Here is a 16,763-nt window from a genome sequence, read left to right on the forward strand (position 1 = left end):
TCACCCAAAAACGAAAAGCTATGAAAAAGTAAGAATAAGAGAGTATGTGTCCAAACCTAGGGGGTTAATCCGATACCATCATAGATGCATCAGCAGCGGAGAATAGTCCGCTATTGTAACCTTGCGAAATAAGATTTAGAGACCAAGTATAGCTATGACCAGTTGGATCGCTATACCTCAACGGATTGTTTGCGGTATATACATACCGATTCAACGTCAACGGATTCTCCACTTGCCCCTTATACGCATCCTCCGAAATAAACCGCCCTACCTTCGGATCGTAATACCGCGCCCGCAAGTAGTAAAAACCTGTCTGCTCGTCGTACATTTCGCCGCTGTACAGGAACGGATTGGACATCCCCTCTGTTTTGGAAAGGACATTGCCCCAGGTGTCGTAGTCGTAGCGGTTCAGCTCCTGGCCGTTTGCGTCTGAGATGGTGACGACATCCCCGTGGCTATTGTAGTGGTAATAGCCGTTTTTGCCGGACGAAGCGTCCTGGCGGAACAGCAGTTCGTTGCCCCAGACGTTGCGCGCCTTTAGTTGGTTCGTGCCGTCCAGTTCTTCGATGACTTTGCCGCTCAGGTAGACGTACTTGGTTTGCGCACCGTTTTCGGTTTTGGTTGCGCGTAGGCCGTCTCCGAAATACGTGTACGTCGACGTCTCGCCTGTTGTTTCGTTCAAAACGCCGCGCAGGCGGTTGCGCTCGTCGAAGGTGTAGGTGAAGCTGGCTGAGTCGGTTGGCAAGGTGCCGGCGAAAGCCGAGCGGTTGCCACGGCCGTCATACGAATATTGATTCGTCGTACCGGGAACGACTTCCTTGGTCAAACGGTCGATTTTGTCGTATGCGAACTGATGAGTGACGCCGTTGCGCTGGATGGAAACCACGTTGCCAAATTCATACCGGTTGGTCTCTTGCCAGATCGCGGCCTGGTTTTGCTCGTGCGCCACGGTTTCGACTTGTCCGAAAGAATCGGTCTTGCGCTTGTTGACGCGGCCGTTCGGATAGGTCGTCTGTGTTTGCTCTCCGGTGTTGTCCACCGTGTACGCATATGCGATTTTCCCTGTCAGGCTGCTGTTGACTTCCGTGAGACGCCCGGCACGATCATAGCGATAGTCCACCTTCGTCCCGTCCGGATACGTCAGCGAATCCATGAGATCGTCGCGATCCGTGTAGCCCAATCGGTACGTGCGGCCGAACACGGTCTGGCTTTGCAAGCGTTGGAACGCATCGTAGCTGTACGTTATCTCCCGGTAGTGGCTCGCTGTCGGGAAGGTGTCTGCGCCGTTGCTGTTCGTTTCCTTTTGCACCAGCGACGTGTTCGGAACGTAGTCTTTCGTCTCCAGGTTGGTCACCGTGCCTGCTGCGTTGCGGGTCGTGATGCTTGCCAACTCCCCGAAAGGCGTATAACTGTACGTATGGCGGTTGCCTGCCTTGTCGGTAAACGTGTTCAGCGTCCCGTTGGGGTTGTAGGCGGACGATTCGGTGGCGCCAGACGGGACATCCTGCTCGCTCAGCTTCCAGGACAGAGCGTTGTAATGGTTTTTCGTCGTCAGCACCTGGTTTTCCTTGACCGTCACCAGGTTGCCGAGCGCGTCATACTCGTACTGGTAGTGGTTTTGTTCCGGATCGCGCAAATCGGTGATCTTGCCGTCATTGGTGTAGCGATACGTCCAGGTGCGGCTTTTTCCGGTCTGGTCGGTCTCCGTTTTTTGGATGACCTGGTCAAACGTGTTGCGGACGAGCTTCGTCGTCAAGCTTTGCGTACCGTCCCCGGTTCGCCGGACTTCTTTTTCCACCTGGCCGTGGCGGTCGTGGTATTGAACGGTTTGCAAGCCGTTAGGCGCGAGCGTCAGGCGGGTGAGCGCCGGCACGTAGCTGGTTTCGTCGCGGACGGCGTTGGCTGTCAGGTAGACGGTGGTGCCAACCGGGTCTTTTTGCTGCCAGACGCTGCCGTCTGCATTATAGACGTAGGTCGTCGCCCGATTGTTGTCGGCGTACGGCGCGCTGGACAACAAATGGTTGCCGTCCAGGGAATACGTGTTGTACAAAAGCGGGCGAACGCTGCCGTCTGTGCCGACCTGTGCTTTGTACTCGACTTCCCCGTATGGCGTAAACTGCGTGACCTGCTTGCTGCCGTCCGGGAGCGTCATCGTGACTTTGCGCGCGTCATCGTCGTAGGCGTAGGTCGTTGTCCGCGTCTGCTGTTTGCTCGTCACGCTTTCCTTGGTCCGCCGGCCGAGCAGGTCGTACTCGTACAGGACGACGGTGTTGTCCGGATAGGCGCGGGCTATCAGGCGGCCGAGTCCGTCGTAGGCAAAAACGTGATGCAAAATGTCCTTCTCCCCAGGTGCGACCTCGACGTCCAGGATGATGTCGGCCGGGTACAAGCCGAGCGCATCGTAGCGCGAAATGTCTTGCGTGACCGTTTTGGCATCGGGTCCGGTGCTCGTTTCCGTCATCGAGGTGAGCTGCTTTTTGTCGTTGTAGGTGTACGTGCGGTCGACCTGCACTACTTTGGTTCCGGCGCCATCCGGGTACGAGTCGACGATTTTTTCCGTCGCTACCAGGAGATTGCTCCCGTATGTGTACGTCTCGTGATGAAAATGGTTCGGGTTGTCCGCCGCCGTTTTCTTCACGCTCGATGGAACGCGCAGCCCGGACAGATTGAGGTATTGCCACAGTGTGACGTTGCCTTTCGGATCGACTTCCTTGGTTACATCGCCGTATTCATTGTAGCGGTACTGGATGATGTGCGCGTAGCGGCCGAGCCTTGCCTGCACCTTGTCCAATCGTCCGGACGTCGGGGCGAGCAGGAACGCGTACACGTCCGCATCCGCGGTCAAGGAAGACGGGCGGCCGAGGAAGTGGTACACATAGGCGGGTTTGGTGGCACGGTCTTCGTACAAGTAGCTCGTGTAGCTCGCGGGCGCATACTGATACGTCTTGCCGTCTTCCGTCACGGAAAGCGCGCCCTGGATCGTGTCGTCATCGGCTCCGTTGCCGACGTACGTTTTCACCGATTGCAGCACGAAGTTGCGGTCTTCGTTGGCGCGGTACGTCTTGTCTTCACTCGGCAGTCCTGCCTGTACCATCCGCGAAACGACGATCGAACCGTCCCGATCCAGCGACTGCTTCGCCAGGCGCCCCGATTGCGACTTCGGCGACTTCCAGATTTCTTTCGTGATGTGCGGGTAGTATTTCGTGTACGAATACCACTCCGTCGCAGGCTGGTCGGGATGCGGCGTCTTCGCAAAGCGGAAGTTGACCGCCGTGACCGGCAAATAGCTGGTGTACGTCAACGCTTCCCTGTCGTGATAAATCCGGGTCACCCCCCGGTCGAGAAAGCCCGGCGCATCCGGCTGGTAGATGCTGTACGTATAGGTCATGGACAAGCCTTCCACCGGATAGGTGACTTGTTTGAGCAGGCGGTAATTGACGGTCGCTTTTCGCGATTGGTCCAGGCTCGTGTACGCCGTCGACTCCAGGCCGCCGTCGTCAAAGGCGATGACGCCGTCCGGAGCCGGGAAGGTGTAGGCGGGATGCAGGTTGAACTCGGTCGTGCCGTACGTCCGCGGATTGAGGTAGGTGTACTCGGCGATCACCTTGCTCTCCCCGCCCGTGACGCTATACTCGATAACCCGGTCCTTGTCGCTCACCGCGACTCCTTTTTCGTATTGCAAATGCTTGAGCAGCTTCGTCTTGCTGCTGTCCTGGTACACCTTGAGATCAATGTCCCAGTTGCGCTCCAGGACGACCAGGCGACCGACGCTGTCGGTGATTTCGATTGGCTCGTCCCAGTCTTCGGGAATGCGGTAGCGGATCGTATCTCCGTAGACGTTCGTCTTTTTGACCAGATGGGTCACGTACAATTCTTCGTTCCGGTAGTAACTCTCCTCGCCAAATTCATAGGTCATGCCATCCACGGAAAGGGTGACGATATGGTTGTCGCCAAACTCCCCGTAGCGTTTGCGATAGAAATGCATGCCGCCATTTGGCTGATACGGCGTGTTTACCCATTCCCCTTTGATGGACGAAGACTCCAGAATCGTCCCGTCTTCCAGCGTGAAAATGTACCGTTTGCCTTCGCCGGACGCCCCGCACGTATATCTGGATCCATCCGCGCGGAAGCCGCACTTCGCGTCTTCCTTCGAGACTTCCTGAAAGCGGGGAAAATTGTAGCTCCAGCCCGTCGGCAACGGATTGGGGTCCCCTTGCAGCGGATACGTCTTGTTTTTGCCGGACGAAGACAAGTAAATGTTTTCGGTCATCGCATCGAGCGACGAATAGCGCCGCTCAATGGTCAGGTCCATGCCGTGCTTGCCTTCCAGGTGGACGTCGACTTCCCGCACGTTGGCTGCCCGATACAGCTCGTCCACCGGATTGTCCGTGTTGGTGCGCTGGTATTTGTAAGTCAGGCCTTCGGTTTCAAACATGGCGTCAGGGATGCTTGCCGTCGCGGCCGCGGTTGGCGTCAGGCTATCTGTCGCTTTCGCCTTGCTTGACGTGGCAGCTTGATTTTCCGCCGCCGCCTGCTTGCCTTTTTCGTACAAGGCGACGACCTGCGGCACGGACGCTTCCAGTTGCTGTTTCTCGGCAGCGGACAGCCCGTCCATTTTCTGCTGGAACGTCTCTCCCTCCCATTGGTACTTGTCGACCTGCTCGTTATGAGACAAAAGTTGATCGACTTGCGGATACACATACGCCGCAAGTTGCAGCAATTTTCTGTTGCCTGTCTGGTACAACTGCCAGACGCTTTCTGCCGGAAGCGGCGTCCAGTCCCGCTTCATCACCTCTGCTTTGCTGTAGGTCGGCTTCTCATCCGGCCGTTGTTCCTTTTTCCCCGCTTCCGCCTGCACGGCAGCCTGATAAGCGGAAAGCCATTTCTTGGTCGTGGCGCTTTCGCCCGAAGCGTAGGAAGCTTGCGGCTTCGCGGGCAGGCTCGCCTCTGCAAAAGCCATGTTCGGCAAAAGCAGCGTGCCGCTCAACACCACGGCTGCCATTTTCTTCATCCAGCGATTGTATCGCATCCTATCCCTCCTCTTTGTGCTGCTTATGGATGAATCAGCTTGCGCATGAGATTTCCGTTGCCGTCATACGTAAACTCCGCCAAAATTTTGCCGTTTTGCTTGATCTGCACGAGCTGACCTTTGGCGTTGTAGACGTATTCCACGCCCAGGTAACGGGCCGCAAGCCGCGCATGCACCGCGCCATTGTCTGCCGCTGACAGGACGAGGTAATAATCCTCTCCCTTTTGCATGGACAGGCTCACCTTGGAAAAAGGCGGCTGATCGCCGTCGTCGTTGGCCGCCAAAAGCCGCGTGCCTGCGTAATCTTCATAGACGGCAAGCTGCGTATTGCTCGCTCCCTCCGCAGGATTGCCGCCGTAAAAACTCGTAAAAATTTCGAAGCTGCCCGAAGACGGCGGCGTAAACTTCACGATTTTTTTGCCCCCTGGCTCCAGATGGACATCTTGCGGCGCGTGTATGAAAAAGCTTTCTGTATCGGCAAATGCGATGGCAAAAGGACCCGCGATCACATCTGCATCCATCCCGGCCACCTTCGCTTTGGGAATCGTCACGAACAAATTGTCTGCGCTGTGCTTTTGCTCATGAGCGAGCGCTTTTCCCGCGAACTGAATCGTGAGCCGGGAATCGCTCTCCCTTGTTACCAGTGGCGTCAGTCCGGGCGGCACGTTGCTGACGGATACCGCGTTTGCCGCATCCGCTGCAAGCATTCCGTTCGTGATCGTGATGGTCTGCTGCTCCGTGACGCTTCCATCGTTGGCGGCGGATTCATGCAGGACAGGCGAGGCAACTGCTGCCTGTGTATCCAGCGCGGCAGTCAGTCTGGCGTGAACGCCTTTTGTCTTGTCGTAGGAGGCGACGTAGGCATAATAAGTCACCCCTGCCTCAAGCGAAACGTCGATGGCGGAAAAAAGCGAGCCTGGCGTCGCTTCGTCGTTGAAGGTCACGATCTGCTTCAGTTGCTCGTCGCGAGACAGGAACAGGTAGGTGTCAAACAACGGCCCAAACCCGCCGTACGGACTGGTGTAAATCCGGTACTGGCCTGTGATCGGAGCCGTGAAGCGATACGTGGGGATCTCCCCGGCAGGCAGGCTGATATCGACAGGCTGATTGAGTCCCAGTACGGCCGTCACTTCGCTGAGGGCGAGCGTGTATTCCGAAGTTTCGCTGTAGTGGCGATCCATGCTGAATACGAAAAAATAATACGTCTTGTTCGGCTGGACCTGGAACGTGATGATCTCGTCTTGTCCCAATGCCGAACTCATGCTCGTGCCAAGCACCTTGTTCGGGGCCTCGACGACGATCAGGTCATAGTTCACGTCGTTGGGGACGTACAAGGTGACCGTGGCTTGTCCGGCTTGCGCTCCCGAATCGTAGCGATATCCGTCGATGTCCTCTTTCCAGGTGAGCTTGGAGTTGTACAGATTGCCTCTCGTGATCGGGTAAGCGGTATCGACATCGTCATTCGGCTCGAACGGATCCAGGACGGCGCTTGTTGCGCGCAGACTCGTCTGCTTCGCGCTGCTTTTGCTCGTTCGGGCGGCGGACAGTTCTGGCAGAAGTTGCTCCCAGTAAGCGTCCGCCTTTTCGTTGTACGTACGCAGCAAATCGGCAAGCGGCGCTTTTTGGGCCAACAACTGCTGCTCTACTGCCGCTTGCTGAACAGCCCGCTCCGCCTCGCCCGATGCTGCCTCGATGTGGTGCAGCTCCTTGGCCTGCCGCAACAGCGCGGACGCTTCCTCGTCTATTTGCTTGGCGAGCGACAGATGATTTTTGCGCGACGCGACCTCCTGGAAAAAGGCAAACGTCTGCGAAAGCTTCAACAGCTCCTGATCCATTTCATAGATGGCAGCGAGCGGATCTTCTCCTGCTGTAGCCGTTCGCCCAGGAAAACAAGCAACAGCGAATACAGCCAACAGCAGCAGGAAAACAACCGGTTTTCCTCTCATGTATTCTCCCCTCTTCCTTTTTTGCTTCCTGTCTGGTCTTCATCCATGTCCTGCTCTCGCAGCAAATCCGGATCGCTTCTGAAACAGACCATCGGCGTCAGGCACTTGTCCCTCCAAAATGTCTCCCTCCTTTCGCGCAAAACAGAACAAATGTTCTTGTTTTGTTTATACAAGCATCTTAATGTACAACATTCTTGTATGTCAAATGAAAAAATATAAAAATCACATACAACCTTTCCTTCTTGCTTTCACTCTAGTACAATATAGTTGTACATATGCAACGGAAGGACTGGCGCGCTCATGCTATCTCAGCGCTTACGCACAGCTCGCAAGGCAAAAGGTCTGACCCAGGAAGAGCTGGCAGAACGTGTCCGCACGACCAAGGGAACGATCAGCAACTACGAAAACAATCACAGCACCCCTCCCAATGACATGCTGATGCAGCTGGCAGACATTTTGGAGGTCACGACCGATTGGCTGCTGGGACGGACCGACGATGGGGCAGCTTATGTCGCGACCGCATCTGCCCAGGCTGGTCAGCGCTCGCTGGACGAACTGTTGCAGGAGAAAATCGACGATCCGGATGACTACTATTTTTTGGATGGCTATCTGGAGGCATCCGAGGAGGAAAAAAAAGAAATCCGCCGCTACTGGTACGACTTGAAAAAGCAGTGGAAAACGCGCCAGGTGCGCGAGACACGTCCTCCTTCCTTGTTTGACATCACGGAAGAGCTGAAAAAAAAATAACCCCTGGGCGGGGGTTTTCTTTTCGAAATCAAACAGAACGTATGTTCCAGTCGTTTCAGGAGGTCCTTGATGCACTTCTCTTTTTTGCAAGAAATCGGCAAACCGCAAACATGGCTGGAGAGCCGCGTATACCTGTTGCTTCGCCATCACGGCATGGAGCGGCCGGAGCACATCAACCTGCAACAGCTTTGCGAGACGTACGGCATCGAAATCCATTTCATCCAGGGCCGAAGCCGCGCCCACGCCCATCCCACCCTGCCAAACCGCTACATCATCGCGGTCGACGAACGGCTGGACCCCGCGACGCAGCGGGTCAAAATCGCCCATGAGCTGGGACACCTGCTGCTGCACGAAGGGGTACAGCCCCAATGCAGCGAATGGATGATCGATTGGCAGGAATCACAGGCGAACCACTTCGCCGAGCACCTGCTGTTGCCGCTCTACATGATGGGCTCCGTGCTGGCGGATTGCTCGCGCTACCAGGCACCCGCGCTGTTGGCCACCCGCTTTCAGGTGCCGCTCGCCCTTGCCCGCACCCGGTTTGACCGGATTCTCAGCCGCCTGTACGCCAAAGGGTTTCCCGTCTACGATTAGCAGGCCATTCGTTTTTTGACCATCTTTTCGGAGGCGATTTTCGTGAAACGTATTTTCATAGCCGGAGACGCATACAGCCGCCATTTTTTCGAGCTGCCCCTCGACCAAGACGAGGAGCTGTCGCTGCGGCAGTCGATTGCGGTGGCGAATTACCACGTCGCGCGCTTTGCTCTCATCATGCGCGACGACGGTTTGCGCGGCCTCGGCATCTTGCCGGGCGATGCGCTGCTCATTTCCGACTTTTCCGCGGAACCGATCCACAACAGGCCCGTTCTGGTCAGGCAGGAAGGGCAGTTTCTCGTCCGGATCGCGGCGGACGTCAATCCGGTGGAATGCCTGTTTACGACTACTCGCGCAGAGGACGAGCCGCTGCTGTTGCCATCCGAAAACATCCGCATCACCGGCGTCGTATCTGGCATCGTCTCGCTAACGGGCAATGACGTCGGTCAGTAGCCAGTCCTTGATCGCCGCCACGGTCTGCTGCCACTGCTCCTGGGGAGTGATGGCGGCAGGCTGGTCGCCCTCCTGCGCCCCGTAGCTTCCGAACTGCGCATGATTGCCGCCCTCGATCGACATGTACACCGTGCGCTCAGGCAAAAATTGCTTGTTCTCTTCGTATTTTTTCCGGTCGATGACTCCATCCCGCGAGCCGAGCAGCGACAGCACGGGGACATCCGCTTCCTTCAAATCCCCGCGCTTGTCTGGATACGCCCCCAGGAAAATGACGCCGTCAATCCGCTCGAGCTGGCTGGCTGCGTATCTGGCTGCCATCGCGCCGCCGAGAGAGTGCCCGCCGATGACGAACGACTGCTGCGGATACGCTTTTAACACTTGATTGGCCCGCTCGACGTCGGTGATCGCCAAATTCAGCGGCATCCGCGCGATGAATACCCGATAGCCGGAACCAGCCAGGGCGCGTGCGAGCGGCGCATAACTCTCTGGCGTGACCAGAGCGCCCGGATACAAAATCAAGCCAGGCTCACGCGCTTCCCCACCTTCAAAAGCAATCCAGTCGCCCGTGTCGATCACCGTGATCCCTTCGCCTCCCTGCATCGCGTCTTTTGCCGCCTGATCGGGCTGATACGGCCGCAAATACCAGATCGCTGTACAAGCTCCGGCGAGCAACAGCAAGACCAGCACCCTCCACCATCGTTTCCGTTTCCGACTCATTCCGCCACCTCGCTTCCGTTCCCTTGTTGCTTGCTTCTTATTATGTCTCAATCTTCCTTTCCATGTGCGCCATTTGCCCATTCCCGTCAAAAAGCGTGCACATGTATTGACGGCAACCTGTTTTATTAGTAGTACTTTTACATACCACTAATAAAAATCGTGTCGTTTGCCCTTGGCTGAACAGCTTTCAAACCAATGGGCCAGTCCGCTCTTGAACGCGGAACGTGCGCTGTCGCTGCGCCGAAGGACACGATCCAAACAAGAAAGGTTGGGGAACCGTTATGAAGCAAGACGATGTGTTGTACTGCGAAGCTTTGCTGCGAAAAGTCGGCCAGAGACTGTTTGCCGAATTTGCGCAGGAGCCAGCCTGCACGAGCAAGCAAGCGATGAACGAACGTTTTCACGCCTTAAATCCGTAAGCAGAAGAGCTGCTCCGGCACGGCTTGGCGGAGCGCTTTCCCGCGTATCGCTGGTCCGATGCAGAATTTGATGCCTCCCTGCAAAAACAGCCGGAATACTCGACCCCGTACTGGATTTGCGATGCCATCGACGGAGCCGTCCACTTTTTGCAAGGCATGCCGATGTGGGCCGTCTCTCTCTGCCTCGTCCGCGACGGTCAGACGGCCGTTTCCTTTGTGTACGACCCTTGCCGGGATGAGATGTTTACTGCCATTGCAAGACAGGGCGCTTTTTTTGAATGGCAGCAAAATTAGCGTCTCGGCCAAAACAGCGCTGTCCGAATCCGTCCTGGGCACGCTGTTTGCGTCCTCGGAACCGATGAATCTCTCCGTCGGCAAGCTTACGGCCGATTCCTTACTTTTTCTCCTTTTGCCGCTCCCGAAAACGGCGCACCTTCATGAGATTGCCGCACATTTTGTCATCGCACCAGCGGCGTACCCGATTGCGGCTTTCATCGTAAAACACCCATCGGCAGTCCTCGTTGTCGCAAATCTTGATGCGCTGCACGTGCTCAGGAAGCAGCAGCGTGGCAAAGGAAGCCGCGATGCGGGCCATCACCAGCTCCCAGCCGCTGGAGGCGCTGACCAGCTCCTGCTCATACCCGCTCTCCTTGCCCGCAGAGATGACGCGAACGTGAAAAGGCGCCTTCGCGAGCGTCTGATTCAGCTCCTCCAGTTCCTCCTGCCGCAACGCTTCCCCGCGCACGACCCGCTCCAGCAGACTGCGCATATATTCGCGCAAACGCAACAGCGCCACTGCACTCGCCTCATCAATAGGCAATGGGGCGTGCAAAGCGTATTCCCGCAAAAGCTGCTCCAGCCATTCCTGCTTCGCCAGCCGATTTTCCCTGCGGCCAGACCCGCGCCAATCGCGCCAATCACTGTTTAAAAAATCAATGCACAGCCAGTTCACTCCACTCTTCCCCCATCTGCTTTTCGTTTCTTTTGCTTCTTGTATGCTCAGCCTGTGTATGGTATTCTCTATCCGTAACCAACATAAAATATTTAGGTGGTTACAAGCTGCTTCTTATTGCCATTATAACGTTTCACCAATCTGTTTGACAGACGAGGAGGAACCACATGAATCGGATGGAACTGCTTGTTCACGAATGGGAATGCAGGTCGGCACGGAATTTATCAATACCGCCGAGACGAACGACGACACGTTCCAGCCTTCGGGATCGCCCGACGACGAAGCAGCCTGGCAGGCCACCGTACAGCGGATGGAAACCGTCCATCGCCAAATTCATGAAAAGCTCGTCGCTCTGTCAGACGAAGCGTTCGACCAGCCGCTTCCGAGCATCCCTGCCGGGCAAAGCGTGATGAGCATTATTTTGCACGACGCTTTTCACACAGGGCAAATCGTGCAGATCCGCAAGTTGCAAGGCTCCTGGCCTGCACGCCGATCCTTTTTGTAGCAAAACCGCTCCATGCCAATATTTTGCAGCGCAACTTTTTTCGTTGATAAATAACCGTCAATCTTATATAGTTGATAAATAAATCAATTTCATACATGTTATCCTCATCATTCACGGTGAGGGTAGAGGTCGCGGCTTTTATGTCATCCTGTACGAGATTCAGAAGAAATCAATGACTCCAGGAAAGGGAAAAGCCGCCGAAGCTCATGGCGTATCTCTGTGCGCATGGGCTGGGGCTGTACCCGAAAGGGACAGAACTGTCACGTTTGCTTGCCGGGCAAACGTGGTGTGCTATCTTCAGTGAAGGCTTGGTGGGGATTGGATCATACCGCCCTGTGCCGTTTTTTGGCTATTGGCGGTTTTTTCGTTTCCGACCGACCTTCTCAAATTTTTAGAAAGGTCGTGCAAGCAGCATATGTCACAGAATCAACTGCAACGTGGTTTGAAAGCCCGCCATCTGACGATGATCGCCATCGGCGGCTCCATCGGGACGGGCCTGTTCCTGGCAAGTGGAGGCTCGATTCACGAGGCCGGACCGGGCGGAGCCTTGGTCGCCTACATCGCCATCAGCATCATGGTTTACTTTTTGATGACCAGCCTGGGGGAAATGGCTGCCTTCATGCCTGTATCCGGCTCGTTTTCTACGTACGCCACCAAATTCGTCGATCCGTCCCTCGGCTTTGCGCTGGGCTGGAATTACTGGTACAACTGGGCGATTACGATTGCCGTCGAGCTATCTGCCGCGGCGCTGATTATGAAATACTGGTTCCCGGATACTCCCGCCATTTTGTGGAGTACCCTGTTCCTCTGCCTGATGGTTGCTCTGAATTTGTTGTCTGTCAAAAGCTACGGCGAATCCGAATACTGGTTTGCCTTGATTAAAGTCATGACGGTCATCGTCTTTATCGTGATCGGTGTCCTGATGATTTTCGGCATCATGGGCGGCGAAGCAGTCGGCTTCCAAAACTTCACCAAAGGCGACGCGCCATTCAACGGCGGCTTCATGGCCCTTCTCGGTGTGTTCATGATTGCCGGGTTCTCGTTCCAGGGAACTGAGCTGGTCGGTGTGGCCGCCGGGGAGAGCGAAGACCCTGCCCGCAACATCCCGAAAGCGATTCGCCAGATTTTTTGGCGCATCTTGCTGTTCTATATTTTCGCGATCCTGATTATCGGGCTGCTCGTACCGTACGACAATCCGAATCTAATTAGCGGAGATATTACGGATATTGCCATCAGTCCGTTTACGATCGTGTTTGAAAAAGCAGGCTTTGCCTTTGCCGCCTCCGTAATGAACGCAGTAATCCTCACGTCCGTTCTGTCAGCCGGGAACTCGGGCATGTACGCATCCACCCGTATGCTGTGGACGCTGGCGAAGGAAGGCAAAGCGCCCAAATGGTTTGCCAAAGTGACGCGCAATGGCGTTCCCGTCAATGCCCTCATCATGACAGCGGCCATCGGTGCCCTGGCGTTTTTGTCCTCGCTGTTCGGCGATGGCGAAGTGTACGTGTGGCTGCTGAACGCCTCCGGTATGTCTGGCTTCATCGCCTGGCTCGGCATCGCCGTCAGCCACTATCGCTTCCGCAAAGCTTACTTGGCGCAAGGCCGCGATCTGCGCAATTTGCCGTACCGGGCGAAGCTGTTCCCGTTTGGCCCGATCTTCGCCTTCATCATTTGCTGCATCGTCATCATCGGCCAAAACTACTCCGCGTTCATCGGCGGAGAAATCGACTGGAACGGCGTTTTCGTCTCCTACATCGGACTGCCGCTGTTTTTGATCGTCTGGCTGGTTTACAAATACACGAAAAAAAGCAAGCTGGTACCACTGAACAAAGTCGATCTCAGCATGGACGAAAAATAAAAATAGCGTTGCAACAACTCTCTACAAGATTCCCTCGTCGCAGGGAATCTTTTTTTTGGCGCAAACTATATTTCCTATCACATTTTCATATTTCGTATTGACGAATAACGCATGGAAATATATACTGTTCATGAAATTTGATAATGATAATCGTTATCATTATATTTTCTTACTTTTTATAGGAGGTAGCATAATGAAATCCAGGTTGTCCAAGCACATTTACAGCACCACGCTGGTTGCCGCGCTGTTGGCAGGCAATGCTCATCTCGCTCTGGCGGAAGAACCTCTCGTCGCAGCAGCGGAACAGACCCAAATCGTTCCCTTGTCCCTCGACCATGCCGTAGAGCAGGCACTGAAAAACGACGTTGATCTGGAACTGCTGCGGCTGACGTATGACAACACCCGCTACGAAACCCTCATGACGCTGCGCGATAAGGCCGCCATCAAGAAAGATGACATCAATACTCTGGATGAAGCAAAGAAAAAATACGAAGAAACAGCCAAGGCGCAAAAAACATTGCTCGTAGACGAGGCATCCTATAACGCTTCGAAAATCAGCTTGCAAATGCAAGTACAAAAAGCGTACTTTGAAGCGCGGGCGCTCGAAGAAAAAATCAAGCTGCAAAAGAACAGCATCAGACGCCAAACCTGGGCCCAGGACAGCGCTGCGAAAGAAAAGCTGTCCGAGCTGGAAAACAGCTTCAAGCAAGCATTAACCAAGCTCAATGAATTGCTGAACGAAAAAAGGGACAGACAATGGCTGCTGGAAACCAGCAAACTCTCCTATACCCCGCTGCCAACGCTGGAAGAAACCAAAGCTCTCGCCTACCAAAAACGCCCTGACATGGTGAAAGCGGAAGCAGAGAGAGCGTTTGCCCAGGTAAAAGTGGACTACACCTCCGAGTACGCCGCTATCAGCACATACAAAGGAAGAATCGCACTCAACGAATTGCGCAAAGCTGAGCTGCTGCTGCAAAAGCTCAAGCAAAAAGTCGATCAGGAAGTGAGCGACGCCTACGAAAAAGCGGTCGCAGCAAAAAAAGCGCTGGATGAAAGCACCGCCGCAAAAGACGAAGCATGGAAAACTTATCACGCCACACTCACCGATTATGCGAACAAAAAAGTATCTCTGAACGACCTGATCGAAACAGAAGCTGAATTGTTTGATTCTGAAACAAAAGCAGCCGATTCTCTCTATCAATACAACATCGCTGTCAGCACCTTGAATCAATCGGTTGGCCTTTAATATTTCGCGTTACGAAATATTCGATCTCATTTTTCCTTCCTTTTTCCAAGCTTTACGCCAGCTTTGACAGGCGTCTTTTCAAGGCCAAGCTGCCTTTATATAAATCAAAGAAGCAGTCGTCAGCCTGCAGTCGTTCTGCTGTGGCCGACCGCGCAACGAAAGGCTTCATCCTCGCGATGAAGCCTTTCTTTCTATAGAAGGCAGCATTTCTTTTGTAAAGCGAATCCACTCGCGGGTGGCGTACGACAAATAGGCGTTTTTGCGCCAGATCATCCCCAGATGCCATTTGATCGTCGGATTGACCAGCGCGAGGCTGTGAAAGCGCCGCGGATCGAGCTCCCGGCAAATCGTCTGCGGCAACAGGGTGATCCCGACGTTGGCCGCCACCATTTCCGAGAGAAAATCCCACTGCGAGCTTTTGTAGATGACCGTCGGGTGGAAGCCTACGCGCACGCACTCGTCAATGATCCGGTTGTGCAAGGAAAAATCTTCGTGAAACAGCAAAAACCGCTCGTTTGCCAGTTCGGCCAGCGACACCTCCTGCCGCCCGGCCAGCGCATGCGTAGGGTGGACGACTACGCGAATCTGTTCGTTGACAAAAGAGTACGACTCAAACAGCTCCTCACTCGTCGGCAGCAAAACAACGCCGCTGTCCAGCATCCCTGACGCCACGTCCGCCTCGACTTTTTTGGAGCCGACCTCCAGCAGCTCCAGCACGATCCCCGGATACTGCTCGCAAAACTTCCCGATCACTTGCGGAAAAAAGCTCGCCCCTACCATCGGCGGCAGCCCGATGCGGATTCTCCCCCGCTTCAGCTCCATCAAATCGTCGAGATGCAGCTTCATGTTTTCAAACGACTTCACCATCACCTCTGCCTGGGAAAACAAGACCCAGCCCGCGTCGGTCAACGTAATCCGCTTGCCGACTCGCTCAAACAGCTCGACGCCGATTTCTTCTTCCAGGTTCCGCACCATCTTGCTGATCGTCGGCTGGGTAATGTACAGCGCCTCTGCCGCCTTGGTGAAGCTGCTGTGGCGGGCTACCTCTAAAAAATATTGCAAATGGCGAATGTCCATCCCTCTGCTCCCTCCGCTTCATCTATAGATATGATGAATGATACTCATTCTATATATGCATTTTACCTATGAAAAGAGGTGATGTACACTTTTCACAAAGGGAGAGGACCAACATGAAAAGACTGCTTATCATCGTGGGGCAAGTGGCGTTTTTCATCATCGTGTCCGCGTTGATGAACCTGCTCGTCTCCGTCCTTGGCTGGAAAATCCCCGGCAGCATTTTGGGGATGTTTGTCGTGTTTTTGCTGCTCCAGGCAAAAGTGCTGCGTCTGGAGTGGATCGAATCGGGCGCGGCCTGGCTTATGGCCGAGCTGCTACTGTTTTTCATTCCGCCGTCTGTCGGCATCGTCTCGTATCAAAGCTTGATGCTGCATGAAGGGCTGCAAATTGTCCTGATTATCGTCATCGGCACGGCGTTTGTCATGGCGTGCAGCGGCTTGATCGCCCAAAGCATTTCCAAGCGAAAGGAGCATTCGCGCTCATGATGATCGGACTGCTCGGCTTTCTATTCACCATCGCGCTTTACCTGATCGCCAAGCGGCTTTACCGCTACAGACCGATTCTCTTGTTTTCGCCGCTATTGTTTACGCCAATCGTTTTGGTCGTGCTGCTGCTTTGCACTCATCTTTCTTACCGTGATTACAATGAAGGCGGCAAATGGCTGGCGTACATGCTTCAGCCCGCGACCATCGCGTTTGCCGTGCCGCTGTACAAACACTACTCTTTATTGAAGAAACACGCTGCGCAAATCATGATTAGCGTAGTGTCCGGCTCAACGGTGGCCGTCGTTTCTTCTGCCGTACTCGCCCTTTTGCTGCACACAGACGAGCAGGTGCTGTACAGCCTTTTGCCGCGCTCAATCACGACGCCGATTGCGATGAACGTCTCGCAAATGATCGGGGGCGTCCCTTCGATCACCGCTGTGCTCGTCCTGATGACCGGACTGCTCGGCTCGATCATCGGGCCGTACATCATCTCCTATTTGCGCATCTCCGACGATATCGCCCGCGGCGTGCTGCTCGGCACGAGCGCACATGGAGCCGGAACGTCCAAGGCGTTTGAGATTAGTCCGATTACAGGGACGGTTTCGAGCATTTCCATGATTTTGGCGGCGCTGGTCACGCAATTGGCGACGACGCTTCTCGTCTAACAGCCCGTTGGCTGGCTGACACCAGATGCAACAGATGATCGTAAACGGACAGGTTCCCCCTTTCGCGGAA

15 protein-coding genes and 1 riboswitch are annotated in these 16,763 nt (G+C 54.9%); of the genes, 10 read left to right on the forward strand and 5 right to left on the reverse strand.

What is annotated here, in order from left to right; translation table 11 throughout:
* Positions 1-64 precede the first annotated feature (64 nt).
* Positions 65-5,029 carry an RHS repeat-associated core domain-containing protein gene (locus M655_RS22000; protein WP_286085888.1) on the reverse strand — a complete coding sequence of 1,655 codons (4,965 nt, stop codon included), beginning with the start codon at positions 5,027-5,029 and terminating at the stop codon, positions 65-67.
* Positions 5,030-5,052: 23 nt separating this feature from the next.
* On the reverse strand, positions 5,053-6,975 hold the full coding sequence (locus M655_RS22005) for a hypothetical protein (RefSeq protein ID WP_005827006.1): 1,923 nt from the start codon (positions 6,973-6,975) through the stop codon (positions 5,053-5,055).
* 300 nt (positions 6,976-7,275) lie between these two features.
* Between M655_RS22005 and M655_RS22010 the strand changes: the two genes are divergently transcribed.
* The 3 genes from M655_RS22010 to M655_RS22020 all read left to right on the forward strand — a co-directional run bounded on the left by M655_RS22010 (position 7,276) and on the right by M655_RS22020 (position 8,769).
* Positions 7,276-7,722, forward strand: a complete 447-nt coding sequence (locus tag M655_RS22010; RefSeq protein WP_007781582.1) for a helix-turn-helix domain-containing protein — start codon at positions 7,276-7,278, stop codon at positions 7,720-7,722.
* A gap of 69 nt (positions 7,723-7,791) precedes the next feature.
* A complete protein-coding gene (locus M655_RS22015; RefSeq protein ID WP_007781580.1) occupies positions 7,792-8,316 on the forward strand; it encodes an ImmA/IrrE family metallo-endopeptidase in 525 nt (174 codons plus the stop codon).
* A gap of 42 nt (positions 8,317-8,358) precedes the next feature.
* Positions 8,359-8,769 (forward strand): hypothetical protein, encoded by a 411-nt coding sequence (locus tag M655_RS22020; RefSeq protein WP_026557967.1) that lies wholly within the window; start codon positions 8,359-8,361, stop codon positions 8,767-8,769.
* Here the strand turns inward: M655_RS22020 and M655_RS22025 are convergent.
* The gene (locus M655_RS22025) at positions 8,743-9,486 is read right to left on the reverse strand and encodes an alpha/beta fold hydrolase (protein ID WP_025847971.1); all 744 of its coding nucleotides are present in this window, start codon (positions 9,484-9,486) and stop codon (positions 8,743-8,745) included. The two genes, M655_RS22020 and M655_RS22025, sit on opposite strands and share 27 nt — an antisense overlap.
* A 281-nt stretch (positions 9,487-9,767) precedes the next feature.
* On the opposite strand from M655_RS22025, the gene M655_RS22030 reads away from it, so the two are divergent.
* A complete protein-coding gene (locus M655_RS22030; protein WP_157797534.1) occupies positions 9,768-9,905 on the forward strand; it encodes a hypothetical protein in 138 nt (45 codons plus the stop codon).
* A gap of 24 nt (positions 9,906-9,929) precedes the next feature.
* On the forward strand, positions 9,930-10,199 hold the full coding sequence (locus M655_RS22035; protein WP_005827016.1) for an inositol monophosphatase family protein: 270 nt from the start codon (positions 9,930-9,932) through the stop codon (positions 10,197-10,199).
* A gap of 100 nt (positions 10,200-10,299) precedes the next feature.
* On the opposite strand, the gene M655_RS22040 is transcribed toward M655_RS22035, so the two are convergent.
* Positions 10,300-10,857 (reverse strand): CGNR zinc finger domain-containing protein, encoded by a 558-nt coding sequence (locus M655_RS22040; RefSeq protein ID WP_005827020.1) that lies wholly within the window; start codon positions 10,855-10,857, stop codon positions 10,300-10,302.
* Between the two features lie 196 nt (positions 10,858-11,053).
* Here M655_RS22040 and M655_RS22045 point away from each other — a divergent pair, with 196 nt between their 5' ends.
* From M655_RS22045 to M655_RS22055, 3 genes are all read left to right on the forward strand, one after another.
* Positions 11,054-11,362, forward strand: a complete 309-nt coding sequence (locus M655_RS22045; protein ID WP_026557968.1) for a DinB family protein — start codon at positions 11,054-11,056, stop codon at positions 11,360-11,362.
* 115 nt (positions 11,363-11,477) lie between these two features.
* A riboswitch (Lysine riboswitch) is annotated at positions 11,478-11,664 on the forward strand.
* A 113-nt stretch (positions 11,665-11,777) separates the two neighbouring features.
* Positions 11,778-13,220 carry an amino acid permease gene (locus M655_RS22050; RefSeq protein ID WP_026557969.1) on the forward strand — a complete coding sequence of 481 codons (1,443 nt, stop codon included), beginning with the start codon at positions 11,778-11,780 and terminating at the stop codon, positions 13,218-13,220.
* Between the two features lie 193 nt (positions 13,221-13,413).
* On the forward strand, positions 13,414-14,466 hold the full coding sequence (locus M655_RS22055; RefSeq protein WP_025847963.1) for a TolC family protein: 1,053 nt from the start codon (positions 13,414-13,416) through the stop codon (positions 14,464-14,466).
* A gap of 165 nt (positions 14,467-14,631) precedes the next feature.
* Here M655_RS22055 and cidR read toward each other — a convergent pair whose 3' ends face one another.
* The gene (cidR, locus tag M655_RS22060) at positions 14,632-15,543 is read right to left on the reverse strand and encodes a cidABC operon transcriptional activator CidR (RefSeq protein ID WP_005827029.1); all 912 of its coding nucleotides are present in this window, start codon (positions 15,541-15,543) and stop codon (positions 14,632-14,634) included.
* Between the two features lie 113 nt (positions 15,544-15,656).
* On the opposite strand from cidR, the gene M655_RS22065 reads away from it, so the two are divergent.
* Together M655_RS22065 and M655_RS22070 are read left to right on the forward strand one after the other, a co-directional pair.
* Entirely contained in the window at positions 15,657-16,028 is a 372-nt protein-coding gene (locus tag M655_RS22065; RefSeq protein ID WP_005827031.1) for a CidA/LrgA family protein, read from the forward strand.
* Positions 16,025-16,693, forward strand: coding sequence for an LrgB family protein (locus M655_RS22070; RefSeq protein ID WP_026557970.1), 669 nt, complete (start codon positions 16,025-16,027; stop codon positions 16,691-16,693). Before M655_RS22065 ends, M655_RS22070 begins: the two co-directional genes overlap by 4 nt.
* The last annotated feature ends 70 nt before the right edge of the window (positions 16,694-16,763 follow it).

The organism is Brevibacillus sp. NSP2.1, from assembly GCF_000470975.2.
Classification (GTDB): domain Bacteria; phylum Bacillota; class Bacilli; order Brevibacillales; family Brevibacillaceae; genus Brevibacillus; species Brevibacillus agri.